At 68.9% G+C, this 14751-nt stretch carries 12 protein-coding genes and 1 riboswitch; of the genes, 1 reads left to right on the forward strand and 11 read right to left on the reverse strand.

Going from position 1 to position 14751, the window contains the following annotated elements:
• Positions 1-66 precede the first annotated feature (66 nt).
• Positions 67-780, forward strand: coding sequence for a riboflavin synthase (locus E9536_RS03625; RefSeq protein WP_027791004.1), 714 nt, complete (start codon positions 67-69; stop codon positions 778-780).
• Positions 781-794: 14 nt separating this feature from the next.
• On the opposite strand, the gene E9536_RS03630 is transcribed toward E9536_RS03625, so the two are convergent.
• From E9536_RS03630 to E9536_RS03685, 11 genes are all read right to left on the reverse strand, one after another.
• Positions 795-1373, reverse strand: a complete 579-nt coding sequence (locus E9536_RS03630; RefSeq protein ID WP_136469281.1) for a hypothetical protein — start codon at positions 1371-1373, stop codon at positions 795-797.
• Positions 1370-2074: a shikimate kinase gene (locus E9536_RS03635; RefSeq protein WP_247873407.1), complete on the reverse strand. Its 705-nt coding sequence runs from the start codon at positions 2072-2074 to the stop codon at positions 1370-1372. Before E9536_RS03635 ends, E9536_RS03630 begins: the two co-directional genes overlap by 4 nt.
• On the reverse strand, positions 2052-3293 hold the full coding sequence (locus E9536_RS03640; RefSeq protein WP_136469282.1) for a voltage-gated chloride channel family protein: 1242 nt from the start codon (positions 3291-3293) through the stop codon (positions 2052-2054). The genes E9536_RS03635 and E9536_RS03640 overlap by 23 nt, the downstream gene beginning before the upstream one ends.
• A gap of 79 nt (positions 3294-3372) precedes the next feature.
• Positions 3373-3476: riboswitch (Fluoride riboswitch) on the reverse strand.
• Positions 3477-3558: 82 nt separating this feature from the next.
• Positions 3559-4578: a chemotaxis response regulator protein-glutamate methylesterase gene (locus E9536_RS03645; protein WP_027791001.1), complete on the reverse strand. Its 1020-nt coding sequence runs from the start codon at positions 4576-4578 to the stop codon at positions 3559-3561.
• Entirely contained in the window at positions 4575-6884 is a 2310-nt protein-coding gene (locus tag E9536_RS03650; RefSeq protein ID WP_027791000.1) for a hybrid sensor histidine kinase/response regulator, read from the reverse strand. Before E9536_RS03650 ends, E9536_RS03645 begins: the two co-directional genes overlap by 4 nt.
• Entirely contained in the window at positions 6881-7588 is a 708-nt protein-coding gene (locus E9536_RS03655; protein ID WP_027790999.1) for a chemotaxis protein CheW, read from the reverse strand. Before E9536_RS03655 ends, E9536_RS03650 begins: the two co-directional genes overlap by 4 nt.
• A gap of 46 nt (positions 7589-7634) precedes the next feature.
• Positions 7635-9056, reverse strand: a complete 1422-nt coding sequence (locus E9536_RS03660) for a CheR family methyltransferase (RefSeq protein ID WP_027790998.1) — start codon at positions 9054-9056, stop codon at positions 7635-7637.
• Positions 9053-9568 (reverse strand): chemotaxis protein CheW, encoded by a 516-nt coding sequence (locus E9536_RS03665; RefSeq protein ID WP_060083384.1) that lies wholly within the window; start codon positions 9566-9568, stop codon positions 9053-9055. The genes E9536_RS03660 and E9536_RS03665 overlap by 4 nt, the downstream gene beginning before the upstream one ends.
• Positions 9565-11241 carry a methyl-accepting chemotaxis protein gene (locus E9536_RS03670; protein ID WP_060194941.1) on the reverse strand — a complete coding sequence of 559 codons (1677 nt, stop codon included), beginning with the start codon at positions 11239-11241 and terminating at the stop codon, positions 9565-9567. The genes E9536_RS03665 and E9536_RS03670 overlap by 4 nt, the downstream gene beginning before the upstream one ends.
• A gap of 123 nt (positions 11242-11364) precedes the next feature.
• The gene (locus E9536_RS03680; protein WP_027790995.1) at positions 11365-12498 is read right to left on the reverse strand and encodes a hybrid sensor histidine kinase/response regulator; all 1134 of its coding nucleotides are present in this window, start codon (positions 12496-12498) and stop codon (positions 11365-11367) included.
• Positions 12499-12982: 484 nt separating this feature from the next.
• Complete coding sequence (locus E9536_RS03685; RefSeq protein WP_027790994.1) at positions 12983-14566, reverse strand: Na+/H+ antiporter; 1584 nt, start codon at positions 14564-14566, stop codon at positions 12983-12985.
• Positions 14567-14751 lie beyond the last annotated feature (185 nt).

Below are 14751 nucleotides of genomic sequence, written 5' to 3' on the forward strand. Positions count from 1 at the left end.
CGCCAGGCCGCCTCTTCCGGTATCCCTTATCATGTGGGCCAGCAAGTTTGCGACAAGGGATCGACCATGTTTACAGGAATTGTCCAGGGCGTTGCCACCATCAAGACCATCGCCGACCACGGGGAACTGAGAACCTTCAGCATCGAATTCCCGGAACGGTTTACCGACGACATCGAGATCGGCGCCAGCGTCTCGGTCGACGGCGTCTGCCTGACGGTGACGACCATCCATTCGCCGGAACTGATCGACTTCGACGTGATGCTGCCGAGCCTGAAAATCACCACGCTGGCCGACCTCACGACAGGCGCGCGGATCAACGTGGAGCGGGCCGCGAAGGACGGCGCGGAGATCGGCGGGCATCCGCTGTCCGGCCATGTCGACTTCACCGGGACCATCCGGCACATCGCATCGTCCGAGCATAACCGGATGGTGCGCATCGGCGTGCCGGACGCATTCAAGCGGTACGTGTTCGCGAAGGGCTATATCGCGATCAACGGCTGCAGCCTGACGGTGTCCGACGTCAACCGCGACGAAGGCTGGTTCGATGTCTGGCTGATTCCCGAAACGCGTCGCGCGACGACCTTCGATGCGAAGGGCGTCAACGACACGGTCAACATCGAGATCGAGCGCAGCACGCAGGTGGTCGTGGACACGATCCGGGAATCGGTCAAGGAAACGCTCGGCGAACTGAACGGTGTCGTCACGGCGTTGCTGGCCGAAAAGGGCATCGATATCGAGGAATTGCTGGCGCGCCATGTCGCGCGCCTGCCGAAGCAGTAACGGTTGCCGGCGCGCTAGGTGATCCGCTGGATCACCGAGTACCGGTCGCCGTCGCAAAACACCTCGACCCACGGCTCCGCTTCCTCGAACGTCCAGAGGACGAGATCGAGATCGACCGGTTCGTCGTCGTCGGGCCAGCGCATGTTCCACCCGCCCGCGACGGCGACCGCCCCGCCCGTGTAGAGCGGGCATTGCGCCATCCACTCACGCTCGTAGTCGTGCGCCGCGATGCCCTTGAAGTTGCTGTTGAATCCCCAGTCGCGTTGCCAGCCGTGCGCGTCGAGATAGGCGTCGATCGCGGCTGAGCCGAAGCGGAACACCGCTTCGACCGGCGGGAGCGACGTAGCGTCGGATCGGCACAGCGGGCGGTCCGACCGGACGGGTTGCGCGGCGGTTTCCGCGCGGCCCGATGTCCCGCCCTCGTCGAGATACACGTTCAGCCAGGTGCCGTCCCGCTCGACGGAGACGCACGGCGCGCCTGCTTCAACGCCATGCCAGTAGCCGGTGACGGGTTCCCCGCCACTCGCGAAGCGATATTGACGGCATGGCCTGGCAAGGCGCCGCGCTTCGATCAGAAAGTCTTCCAGCGTCATCGAATGTCGTGCTCCCGGTTTCTGGCACCGCGGGTGCCGCATGGATGCGTCGGGCCGCCGCCCGCGACCGGACACGGATCGTGTTCACTCGACGGCATCGACGCCACGATGAAGCGTTCGATATCGCCCGCCACGCGGTCGGGCGTGCCGTCGCTCGAGAACCGCCTGCAGTTCAAGCGCATGAAGGCGGGAAACCGGTCGCGGATCTTGCGCATCTCGTCGGCTTCGTTCGCGTTCAGATAAGGCCGGGACATTTGCCGGGCCACGACCGTTTTCGCGCAGCGTTCGAGATCGAACGAAGGCAACAGGAGCGCGGTCAAGCCGTCCTCCTCGATGTCACGGCGAAGTGCCGGATAGGCCGGCGCGACATCGTCCGGATACAGCATGAACCCGGACGACACCGCGCAGATCGCAGGCGCCGACAGGTCACGCTTGAGTTGCTCGTACAGCCGGACGTTGTGCGACGCATATTCGGCATAACCGCGCTCCCGGATGAAATCGGCGATGTTCCCGTGCTCCGCCAGGAAACATCGATCCACATCGACGAACCGCCAGTTCAGGCGCTCCGCGACGATCGCGCCGACCGTGGTCTTGCCGGCGCCGCCCGGGCCGATCAGATGTACCAGCAACGACACCTTCCCCCTCCCGCAAGCACCGCGACGCATTGCCTCGCCCGCATCATTCGGCTTCGGCCTGCGCACCCTTGCCCACCGCCACGCGCTGCGCGCGATAAATCCCAGCGTGCCCCGAGAACAGATACGCAACGACACACGCGACGATCGCATACACGCCGATATCCGCCCCGAACAGTTCGATCGCCATGATCGTCGACGCGATCGGCGTGTTGGCCGCGCCCGCGAACACCGCGACGAAGCCGAGCCCCGCGAGCACGGGCACCGGCAGCGCCAGCACCTGGCCGAGCGCGTTGCCGAGCGTCGCGCCGATGTAGAACAGCGGCGTCACTTCGCCGCCCTTGAACCCCGACGCGAGCGTGACGACGGTGAACGCGAACTTGCCCGCGAAGTCGTAGAGCGGCAACGGGCCGTGAAACGCGGCCTCGATCGTCGGGATTCCGAGGCCGAGATACTGCGGCACGTTCAACGCGGCGGCAGCCGCGGCGACCAGCAGGCCGCCGAGCACCGGCTGCAGCGGTGCATAACGGATGACGCGGCGGAACCACGCGGTCAGCGCATGCGTCGCGAACGCGAACAGCCGCCCGACCACGCCGAACGCCACGCCCGCGACGACCGTCACGGCCAGCCCCGTCGCCGACACGGCCGGCACGAACGGAATCGCATAGGCCGTGTGATGCACACCCCACGCGCGGCAGACGACATCCGCGACGATCGCGGATGCGACACAGGTCAGCAGCGCGTCGTACCGCACGCGCCCGATCGCCAGCACCTCGAGCCCGAACACGGCGCCCGCGAGCGGCGTGCCGAACACCGATGCGAAACCGGCCGCGATGCCGCCCATCAGCAGCACGCGGCGATGTTCGCGATCGAGACGGAACACGTGCGTGACGCGATCGGCGAGCGCGCCGCCCATCTGCACGGCCGTGCCCTCGCGGCCGGCCGAGCCGCCGAACAGGTGCGTGACGACGGTCGCGACGAGCACGAGCGGCGCCATCCGTTTCGGCACGAGCGCCTTCGGGTCGTGGATTTCGTCGATCAGCAGGTTGTTGCCGCGCGCGACGGACTGGCCGAAGCGATGGTAGATCCAGCCGGTCGCGAAACCGGCCGCCGGCAGCCCCCACAGCAGCCACGGATGCGCGACGCGCGTGCCGGTCGCCCAGTCGAGCGCGATCAGGAACAAGGCGGAAGCCGTGCCGGCCAGAGCGCCAAGCAGGGCCGAGAGCGCGAGCCAGCGGCACACGTAGCGCACGGTCGCGAGAAGATCGGCAGAAGTCGTGAAGAACATGATTTCCAGATTCGACGGAACATCAAAACCTGGGCGGCAGAATACCGCATCGACGGCCTGCGACCTCCTGACGACCCAGGAACACGCAGGCATCATCAGCCGGGCTTACCGGCGGTTGAGGGCCGCACCGTGCGCAACGCGCCGCGTACGACCGCAGGGAGGCATGCCATCTCCGCAGGCCGCCATTGTACGCGAGTGCGCGCCGCCCGCAATGCGGCCGCCGGCGCAACGGGATGGGACGGCGCCGCCGGCCCGTTGAACGCCGTCAGTCGCGCAGCGGACGCGTGATGCGCGAGATCAGCTGGGGCGCGATCCGTTCGAGCGGCAGGATCGCCGACGCCGCCCCGATCGCGGCGGCCGCCTTCGGCATTCCGTACACGGCGCTCGTCGCTTCGTCCTGCGCGATCGTGTGGCAGCCCTTCGCGCGCATCGCCTTCAGGCCGAGCGCGCCGTCGCGCCCCATGCCCGTCAGCAGCACGCCGAACGCTTCGCCCTGCCAGCCGTCGGCGACGCTGTTGAAGAACACGTCGATCGACGGCCGGTACGGTGTCTCGACCGGATGCCGCGTATAACCGAGCACGCCGCGCGGCGACAGGTAAAGGTGATCGTTGGTCGCCGCGAGCAGCACCTCGCCGGCCTGCGGCACGCTGCCCTGCCGCGCGACGCGCACCGGCAGCCGCGTATAGCCGTCGAGCCACTCGGCCATCCCGAGCGCGAACGCCTGGTCGACATGCTGGACGATCACGATCGCCGCCGGAAAGTCGGCCGGCAGCGCGCGCAGCAGCGCGGTCAGCGCGGTCGGCCCGCCCGCCGACGCGCCGATCGCGACGAGCGTCGGCTGGCCGCGCTCGGGCGCCGGCCCCGGCGGCACGAGCGCCGCGGAACGGCTTTCGAGCAGCCGGCCGATCTGGTCGATCTTCGCGAGCAGCGCCTGCGGCGACGCGTCGGCCGACAGCCCGAGCGCGAGCGTCGGCGTGTCGACCGCATCGAGCGCACCCGCGCCCATCGCCTCGTAGACCGACGACGTGTTCGCGCTGACGCTCGCCGTCACGATCAGGATCGCGCAGGGCGCGCGCGCCATGATCCGGCGCGTCGCCGCGACCCCGTCGACCTTCGGCATCACGAGATCCATCAGCACGAGATCGGGCGGATGCGCGACGCAGAAATCCACCGCCTCGTCGCCGTCGGTGGCGACCCACAGCACGCGATGGTCGGTGCGCAGCGCGATCACGCGGCGCAGCGCCTCCACGGCCAGCGGCAAGTCGTTGACGATGCCGATGTTCATCCTCGCGCGTCCCCGATCAGGTCGTGCACGGCGTCGAGCAGCGCCTCGTCGTGGAAGCTGCTCTTCGCGAGGTAGTAGTCGGCGCCCGCATCGAGCCCGCGACGGCGATCCTCGTCGCGATCCTTGTACGACACGATCATCACCGGCACGCGCTTGAGCATCGGATCGCCCTTGATCAGCGTGACGAGTTCGATGCCGTCCATGCGCGGCATGTCGACGTCGGTGACGACGAGATCGAACGCATCGCTGCGCACCGCGTTCCAGCCCTCCATCCCGTCGACCGCGACCGTCACGTCGTAGCCGCGCTTTTCCAGCAGCTTGCGTTCGAGCTCGCGCACCGTCAGCGAATCGTCGACGACGAGCACGCGGCGGCGCCGGTCGGCCAGCGCCAGTTGCGGGTCGCGCGTGAGCCGCGCGAGCTGCCCGCCGCGCACGAGCTTGTCGACCGAGCGGATCAGGTCCTCGACGTCGACGATCAGCACCGGGTCGCCGTTCTCGAGCAGCGCGCCGGCCGCGATGTTCTGGATCTTGTGCAGGCGGCTGTCGAGCGGCTGCACGACGAGCATCCGCTCGCCGAGGAAGCGGTCGACCGCGACGCCGTACAGCTCGGGTTCCCCGCCGACGACCACGACCGCCGTGCTCGTGCGCGCGACGTCGGGCTCACCCGCGTCGAGCAGCTGATGCGCGGCGACGAGGCCCGCGCGCCGGCCGTCAAACGGGAAATGCGGCTGCCCTTCGAGCACGTCGATATCGTCGTGCGAGAGTTCGAGCGTGCGGCGCACGTGCGCGAGCGGGAACGCATACGGCTCGCCACCGACCTCGACGAGCAGGCTGCGGATCACCGACAGCGTGAGCGGCAGCTGCAGCACGAAACGCATGCCCGCGCCCGGCTCGTTGAAGATCCGCACCGCGCCGCGCACGCCGCGCACCATCTCCTGCACCGCGTCGAGGCCGACGCCGCGGCCCGACACGTCGGTCACCGCGTCGCGCATCGAGAAACCCGGCAGCAGCAGGAATTCGAGCAGTTCGGGATCGGACAGCCGCGCGGCCGTCTCGTCGTCGGTCAGGCGCTGGCGCACGACGGCCGCGCGCAGCGCGTCCATGTCGACGCCCGGGCCGTCGTCGATCACGCTGACCAGCAGCGAGCCGGCACTGTGGCGCGCCTCCAGCGTCACGCTCGCCTCGGCCGGCTTGCCGCGCGCGCGCCGCGCCTCCGGCGAATCGACGCCGTGGTCGATCGCGTTGCGCAGCAGGTGGCCGAGCGGCGCGTCGAGCAGGTCGAGGATGTCGCGGTCGACCTGCGTGCCCTCGCCGACGATCGAGAAACGCACCTGCTTGCCGAGCGAGCGCGCGAGATCGCGGACGATGCGCGGATACGCACGCGTCGCGTCGCCGAACGGCCGCATCCGGCATTGCAGCGCCTCGTCGTACAGCTGCTCGGCGATATGCGTGCTGCGCCGCTCGAAGCGGTCGAATTCGTCCATGCGCTCGGCGAGCGAGCGCTGCAGGTCGTTCAGCATGTGCCGGACTTCGTTCATCGACGCGAGCATGCCCGCGTCGAGATCGTCGGCGAATTGTTCATACATCAAATCGAGCGAGCGGGCTGCGTCGCGCTGGGCGCGCTTCACGCGCAGCATCGATTCGGCGAACGGCTTGAGCCAGCGCGATTCGACCAGCGATTCGCCGGACAGGCTCAGCAGCCGGTTCAGCGTATCCGCGCGCACGCGGCGCATCGCGCCGGCGCCGGCCACGCGGCCGGCCTGGGCCGGATCGGGCACCGCGCTCGAGACCGCAAGCGGCGGCACCGCGGCACTCGCCCCGACGGGCTCGTTCGCGGCACCGTCGTGCTCGCGATACGGCACGACCGTCGGCGGCGCCTGCGGCGGGACGACGCCCGACACCTGCATCGTCTGCGCGCCGTCGGCACCCGTGAGCGCCGCGGCGAACACGTCGATCTCCGTCTGCGTCACGGGCTGCGCCTGCGGATCGCCGACGCGCACCAGCAAATCGACGCCCGCCAGCAGCACGTCGACGTGCGTGGCCGTCAGCGCGATCGTGCCGGCCTGCGCGGCGACGAAGCACTCCTCCATCCGCCCCGCGATGTCGACGCCGAGCGGCACGCCGACGATGCGCGCGGCCCCCTTCAGCGAATGCGCGGCGCGCATGCATGCCTCGAGCGCGACGGAATCGGGCTCGCCCGATTCGAGCGCGAGCAGCCGTTCGGACAGCGCCTGGGTCTGCGTGCGCGTCTCCTCGCGATACAGCTCGAGCAGCGACAGGTGGCTCAGGTCGTCATCGCCGCTCATCGCATGCTCCGTGTGACTGCGTCGAACAGGCGGTCGTCGTCGAGCAGGCCCACCGACTTCCCGCGCCACGACAGCACGCCGCGCGACAGGCCGGCGCTCGCGCGCCCGACCGTGGCCGGCACGGGCACCCAGTCGGATGCGCCGAAACGCAGCACGCCCTCGACTTCGTCGACCGGAAACACGACCGGCTCGCCCTGGTGCGCGGCGACCAGCAGCCGCGTGAAGCGGCCGTCGTCACCGCCCTTGCCGCCCTTGCCGACATCGAGTCCGAGCAGCGCGCCGATCGAGATCGCGATGCGCAGCGTGCCGCGGATGTTGACCACGCCGCGCACGGCTGAATTGCGGCGATGCGGCAGCGAATGGATCGGGCGCGTGCCGGCGATCTCGCGCAGCACGCCAATCGGCAGCGCGAGCCATTCGTCGGCCACGCGGAACGCCAGCGCCGCATGGCGCGTATCGGCGTCGGCGTCGCGCACGTGGGGCGTGCCGGGCGCGCTCATCCGGCGCGTGGCGTCGGCCATCTCCGCCCCGTCGAGCGGGCGCTCGAGCAGCTTCGCCGCGTGATACGCGTACACCGGGCAGTTCAGGCAGCGCAGGCACTCGTTCAGTCGCTCGCACGTGCGGTCGCCGCGCGTGCCGATCCGGTTCCAGCAATCGTCGACGTCGATCGTCGTCTCGTCAATGGCAGCGGCGGCGCGGTTCATGAATTCCTCTGGTCATCGCGGTGTCGGTCCCCAACCCGTAGTCTTGTCAGCCGGCCGAGCGCCGTGCACGCTCGAGCAGCCATTGCGCGCCCGCACGATCGCCGCCGACGTCGAGCAGCGTCGCGAGATGGGTCAGCGCTTCGTGATGCGTGGGCCGCAGGTACAGCGCCTTCCTGTAGAAGTCGCCGGCTTCCGATGCGCGCCCGCGCGCATCCGCGATCAGCCCGTTCAGGTAGAACGCATCGGCGTGCGGCCCGACGCGCGCCGAGAACTGCGCGAGCACGCGCTCGGCCTCGTCGAACGCGCCGGCATTCGCCAGCGCCTGTGCGTCTTCCAGCGTCGGCGCGGGGCCTTCGGCCACCGGTGCGACCGTTGCAACAGGCGCAACCGGTTCGGCCGCCGCTGCCGGCAGATCGGCCCGCGCGTCGAACGCGGCCGCATGCATGGCCGGCGGCGCTGCCGCGAACGGCTCGCGTGCGTCGCCGAGCCAGGCCGGCGGCGCGACCGCCAGCACCGGGCGTGTCGCCGCGGGCGGCGCGACCGTGAAACGCTCCGCGCGCCGGTACGGCGCCGCCGCCACGGACAGCGGCGCCGCCGGCCGGGCCGCATAGGCATCGGGCGCCGCGCCGGCGGGCTCGCGATGAAACGCGAATGCCAGCGGCACGCGCGCCGAGCGCATCCCGTGCCGCATCGCGACCCCCGTCTCGGCCGGCCCGACGAACAGCACGCCGTCGTCGGCAAGACGCTCGCCGAGCGCGCGGATCACGCGATCCTGCGCGTCGCGATCGAAGTAGATCAGCACGTTGCGGCAGAACACGAAATCGTAGCGAAGGCCCGTGTCCGCCGCCGGTTCGACGAGGTTCGCCTGACTGAACTGCACACAGGCGCGCACGCGCTCGTCGAGCAGCCAGCCCTCGCGGGTCGGCGTGAAGTGCCGCGCGCGAAACTCCGTCGCGGTGCCGCGGAACGCGTTGCGCCCGTAACAGCCGAGCCGCGCCTGCTCGATCGCGCGCGTGCTGAGGTCGATCGCGTCGATCGTGAAACTGGCCGGGTCGAGCCCCGCGTCGAGCAGCGCCATCGCCGCCGAAAACGGTTCCTCGCCCGTCGAGCACGGCGCGCTCAGCACGCGGATCACGCGGCCGGGCAGCGCCGCGAGCCGGTCGGCCGCGAGCCGCGCGAGCGTCGCGAAGGCCTCGCGGTCGCGGAAGAACCAGGTCTCGGGCACGACGAACAGCTCGATCAGCGCACGCCGTTCGTCGGCCGACGCGTTGAGCTGCTGCCAGTAGGCGTCGAGCGCGTCCTGCGTCACGGGCGGCCGCGCCGCCGACGACAGGCGCTCGCCGTCCGCCTGCAGCGCGTGCACGCGCTCCGTCAGCGCGCGGGTCAGGAAATCGTTGCCGAGCGAATCGGGGTCGATGCCGGTCTCGCGCAGCAGCCAGCCGCGAAATCGCGATTCGGACTCTTTCATGCGGACTCTCCCCCGTGGCCCGGCAGGCCGTCGTCGAACAGATACAGGCGTGCAACGTCGTCGATCAGGTCGGCAACCGATACTTGCTGCACGACGCCGTCGGGCGTATTCGCGACGGGCCCGAGCCAGCGCGTGCGCGCGGTCGAGATGCCGCTCGCGCGAAACGCCGCGCGGTCGATCCGCATCGTCTGCGTCGCACGCTCGACGATCAGCCCGATCGTGCGCTCGCCGCCCGCCTCGTGCGCCCGGTAGCGGACCATCACGAGCCGCGTCGAGCGCAGCGCATGCGCGCGGCGCCCGAGCGCCAGCATCGGCACGTCGATCACCGGCACCGGCTGGCCGCCGCGCATCAGCAGCCCGGCAATCCATTCGGGTGCGCCGGGCACGGCTTTCGTGACCGCGAGCGGCAGCACCTCGTCGATGCCGGCCGCGTCGAGCGCATAGCGTTCGCCGTCGAGCTCGAACATCAGGAACAGCGCATGCGCGCCGTTCTGCGTGTCCGCGCGCATCACGCGTCGACCTTGAAGCGCGACACGCTGGTGCGCAACTGGTTCGCGACGAGCGTCAGGTCGTCGATCGCCTGCGACGACTGGCGCAGCGACTCGGCCGTCTGCTGCGCGGCCTCCGACAGCTGCGACAGCGCCTGCGTGATCTGCTCCGCGCCGTTCGCCTGCGTCTGCATCCCTTCGTTGACCATCTGGAAGCGCGGCGAGAGCGTCTGCACCTCGGCGATGATCTGCGACAGCTGCCCGCCGACCTGCTGCACGTCGAGCATCCCCCTGCGCACTTCCTCGGAGAACTTGTCCATCCCCATCACGCCCGCCGATACCGCCGACTGGATCTCCTTCACCGTCTGCTCGATATCGTAGGTCGCGACCGCCGTCTGGTCGGCGAGGCGGCGGATCTCGGTCGCGACGACCGCGAAGCCGCGGCCGTATTCGCCGGCCTTCTCGGCCTCGATCGCGGCGTTCAGCGACAGCAGGTTGGTCTGGTCGGCCACCTTGGTGATGGTCGCGACCACCTGGTTGATGTTCAGCGCCTTCTCGTTGAGGATCGCGAGCTTCGCGTTCACCGAGCCGGCCGCGTCCATCACGCTGCGCATCGTCTCGCCCATCCGCGTGAGCCCGCTCTGGCTCACGCCCGCGAGTGTGGCCGACTGCTCCGCCACGCCGGCCACTTCGTTCATCGTGCGCACCAGGTCGCGCGACGTCGCGAAGATTTCGCGCGAGGTCGCGCCGATCTCGGTCGTCGTCGCCGCGGTTTCGTTCGCGGTCGCCTGCTGCTCGCGCGACGTCGCCGCGATCTCGGCGACCGACGTCGTCACCTGCAGCGACGACTGCTGCGCACGCGCGACGAGCTCGGTCAGTTCGTCGGCCATCCGGTTGAAGCCCGTCTCGAGCGTGCCGAATTCGTCGCGGCGGCGCAGGTCGAGGCGGCGCGTCAGGTTGCCGGTACGCATCACGTCGTGTACCTCGACGAGCCGCGCCATCGGGACGGTGACCGAACGGTACAGCATGTAGCCGAACCCGAGCGCGGACAGCAGCATGATCGCCAGTGCGGTCGCGAGCACCACCTCGGTGTCCTGCACGGATTCACGGATCAGCTTCGCCGACTGATCGGCGAACTTGCGGTTTTCCTGCACGAGAATATTCGCATTGCGCACGACCTCGGCCCATGCGGGCTGCACCTTCACATACCCGGCGACCGCGTCGTCATGCGATTGACGGTGCCGCTGCACCGCTTCGTTCAGCAGCGGCAGGTAGTGGTCGTAGGTGCCCCGGAAGGTCGCGAAGCGCTGCCGGTCGTCGTCGCGAAATATCGAGTTCTGGTACTCGACCGACAACGAATCGATGTCCTTCGCCACTTCGGCGATCTTCGCGAGATCGCGCTGGACGCTTTCGGGATCGGTCTCGACGAACGTCGCCTGCTGCAGCAGCATGAACGATTCATTCACTGCGCCGCGCAGCGACGACGCGAGGTAGACGCCGGGCAGCGAATCGCGCTCGATGCTGACGGCTTCGCTGTTGATCGCACGCAATCGCTCGTAGGACACGCCGGCTGTCACCAGCATCAGCACGAACAGCACGCCGAAGCTGAGCAGGATGCGATTGCCGAGCGTCAGCCGGGCAGCGCCGATCGTCGGATGCAGGCTTTCATTGGTCGCGCGGGGCGTCACGGTGGCCATGTTCGTTATGGGCTTTCTAATATCAGCGTTGAAAAAATCCGCGCCCGCCTGCGCGCCGGACGGCGCGCCACGAGCGCATCAGGGCTTGCAGGCGGCGCGGCGCCGGCAGGCCGCGCCGCGAAATCACCGCTCCGCTTGCGCCGGCAGCCGAAGCGCGACCATGAAGCCGCGCGCCGTATTGCGCATCAGGATCTGGCCGCGATGCCGCGCCGCCGTCGCGCGGACGAACGCGAGCCCGAGGCCGAAGCCGCCGCGCGCCGCGCCATGCGCGGTCTCGAGCTGCACGAACGACTCGGTCGCGGCCGTGCGTTGCTCCGGCGCGATTCCCGCGCCGGTATCCTCGACGCCGATCAGCCATGCACCGTCCTCGCCGCTCAGCGTGCAGTGCACGTCCGTGCCGGCCGGGCCGTACTTCAGCCCGTTGTCGATCAGGTTCGCGACCGCGCGCGTCAGCATCATGCGGTCGCCCATCGTCACGCACTCGGTATCGGGCACGTGCGCGGTGACCCGGCTGCCGAGCCCGGCCGCCTTCTCCCACAGCTGGTCGACGGCGTCGAGCACGATCTCGTTGAGGCTCACGACCTCGTGCGCGCGGCGCTCGGACCGCGCGCGGGTCAGGTGGATGAAGCCGTCGGCAAGCGCGAGCGCGCGCCGCGCATGGCCGGCAATGCGTTCCATGATCGCCGGCATCTCGCCGTGCTCGGCGCGGTAGACGTCGAGCAGCGCGAGGATCGACGTCTGCGGCGAACGCATGTCGTGCGACAGGAAGTCGAGCGCCTCGTCGCGCTGCCGGGACATCAGGTACGAATTCGAGTGATAGCGGATCCGTGCGGCCAGCTCCATCGCGTCGGGGAGCTTCACCAGATAGTCGTTCGCGCCGGCGATGAACGCCTCGCGCTTGACGATCGGCTCCTCCTTCGCGGACAGCACGATGATCGGCACGCGAGCCGTGCCGGCGTCCGCGCGCCACGCACGGACGAGATCGAGGCCGTCGATCTCCGGCATCACGAGATCCTGCAGGATGACCGTCGGCTTCACGTCGCGCGCGACCGCCATCGCCCGGTGCGCGTCGGTGCACACGTGCAGGTCGATGTCGTGTTCGCTGCGCAAAGCGCGGCGGATCACCTCGCCGACGAACGGTTGATCGTCGACGAGAAGGACCGATAACCCCGATTCAAGACAATCCGAGGCATTATCAACGCTCGATTCTTTCATAAATACAGTTTCAAACGCCGATTCTCCAATCGATTCTTTCATAGGAGTTGTTTATCAGACTTGGGACGCTATCTTAATTCGGCGGTTGAAAAAACCGCCCGATTCCGCCGATTTGGCCTGTCGGCATTGGCCTTGCAGGGCTCCGGACGCCGATTTCTCCCCGTTGGCGGCCGCATTACCTCCGCATCCTTTCTCTCAATAAACATAACCGGCTGATTCTAAATGAAATTAGAACACAGCATCTATCTCCTTCCGGTTTAGTTTTGCCAAATATGCAGAAAGAGACGGAATCAGTTAAATCAGATCATTTCCGGATTCGAAAGACGATAACGTTTGCGAGACCGGCGCCATAAGGTTTGCATGCGCTGCAAGGCTGGTTGTCCGCCTCATTTGGGGCCGGATGGAAATGCGCCGAATCGGCGGGCGCGAGGAAGAAAAAAAGCGCGCCGGGCAACGATCTGCCCATGCGCGCTTCCGGTCGGCCGGCACCGGCCGCCGGATGACGGCATGACGGTGCCGTGCAGCCTTATCCGCGCGCGTGCTGCGCGGACACTTCCTGCAGGTCGAGGTCGCGTTCGAGCGCGTGCAGCATTTCGTCGTGGATGCGGCCCGAACGGTGCAGGCGCAACAATTCGGCGCGCCCGGCCCTGATCGCGGCCAGCACGACGTCGTAGTGCGCGGTGCGCACTTCCGCCGGGTACGCCGGCTCGTCCTTCGCCCGTTCGGTCAATTCCGCGCGATACGTGTACTGCTCGAGCAGGCGCGGATGGATCACGACCCCGTTCTCGTCGCGCACGAGCGGCTGGATCGCCGCGAGTTGCGCGGCCTCGACGTACGCCCACGTCTGCGGCTCGGTCAGGTGGTGCGCCGCGCGCTCTTCGCGCTGCGGCAGGCGCAGCAGCCGGATCAGCGGCCCGATCGTCGTGCCCTGCAGCAGCACGGTGACGAGGATCACCGCGAACGACGCGACCAGGATCACGTCGCGGCCGGGCATCGCCTCGGGCAGCGACAGCGCGATCGCCAGCGTGACGACGCCGCGCATCCCGGCCCAGCTCATGATCGTCGCGGCCTTCCAGTCCGGCGCCTCGCCGCGCCGCGCGATCCCGCGCACCGGCCACTTCAGCGCCTCGACCGCGTAGATCCACACGAAGCGCGACACGATCACCGCCGCCAGCACCGCGAACATCGGCGGCACCATCGTCGCGAGCACCTGCTCGAAGCCGCCGAGCCGGTGGATCGCGCCGCGCAGCGACAGCCCGATCAACACGAACACCATCGCTTCGAGCAGGAACACGATGACCTGCCAGAACGCGGTGCCGCGCGTGCGCACGGCCGCCGAGAACACCTCGTGCTGATGCCAGCCGACGATCATGCCGGCCGTGACGGTGGCGATCACGCCGGATACCTCGACCATTTCACCCGCGATATAGGCGATCCAGCCGGTGATCACCGCGACGGTGATCACGAGATAGTCGTCGTCGAGCTGCTTCAGGAACCACACGACGAGCTTGCCGACCACGAAGCCGATCGCCACGCCGCCGAGCCCGAGCTCCGCGAAGCGCACGACCGCGTGCTCGAGGCTGAACGCGCCGGTGAGCGCGGCCGCGACCGCGAAGCGGAACAGCACGAGGCCGGCCGCATCGTTCAGCAGGCTCTCGCCTTCGAGCAGCACCATCAGCCGGCGCGGCAGCGCGACGCGTTCGAGCACGGCCTTCGCCGCAACGGCGTCGGGTGGCGACACGATCGCGCCGAGCGCGAAGCACGCGGCCCACGGCAGCGACGGCGCCACCCAGTGCACGGCGAAGCCGACCGCGAACGTCGTGAACACGACCGCGCCGATCGCCAGCAGCAGGATGCCGCCGACGTTGCGCTTGAACTCCTCCCACACCGAGAAGTACGCGCCGTCCATCAGCAGCGGCGGCAGGAACACCAGCAGCACCAGTTCGGGATCGAGATCGATCGGCGGCAGGCCGGGGATGAACGCGATGCCGATGCCGCCGATCAGCAGCGCGGCCGCGGGCGGCAGCCGCAGCCGCTTGGCGACGCATTCGAGCGCGACGATCGCGAGAAATGACAACAAAACCAGCTTGAATGCCGAGACGGGAGACATGAATCGACCTCATGAAGAATGAATTCGCGCTTTCCGGCGTCGTACCCCGGTCGGCAGTTTCGCGCGATTACATCACGAGGCGAGTCCCGTAGTCGAGCGCGTTCCGGCAGCCCGCCACGCGACGCCACTCGGGCACGATACGGGCCCGGCGGGGCCCGGCGCCGGCCCGCTGCGCGCGACGCCAT

Origin of the sequence: Burkholderia sp. LS-044, from assembly GCF_004803625.1 — a bacterium.
In the GTDB taxonomy this organism is placed as follows: Bacteria; Pseudomonadota; Gammaproteobacteria; order Burkholderiales; family Burkholderiaceae; genus Burkholderia; species Burkholderia cepacia.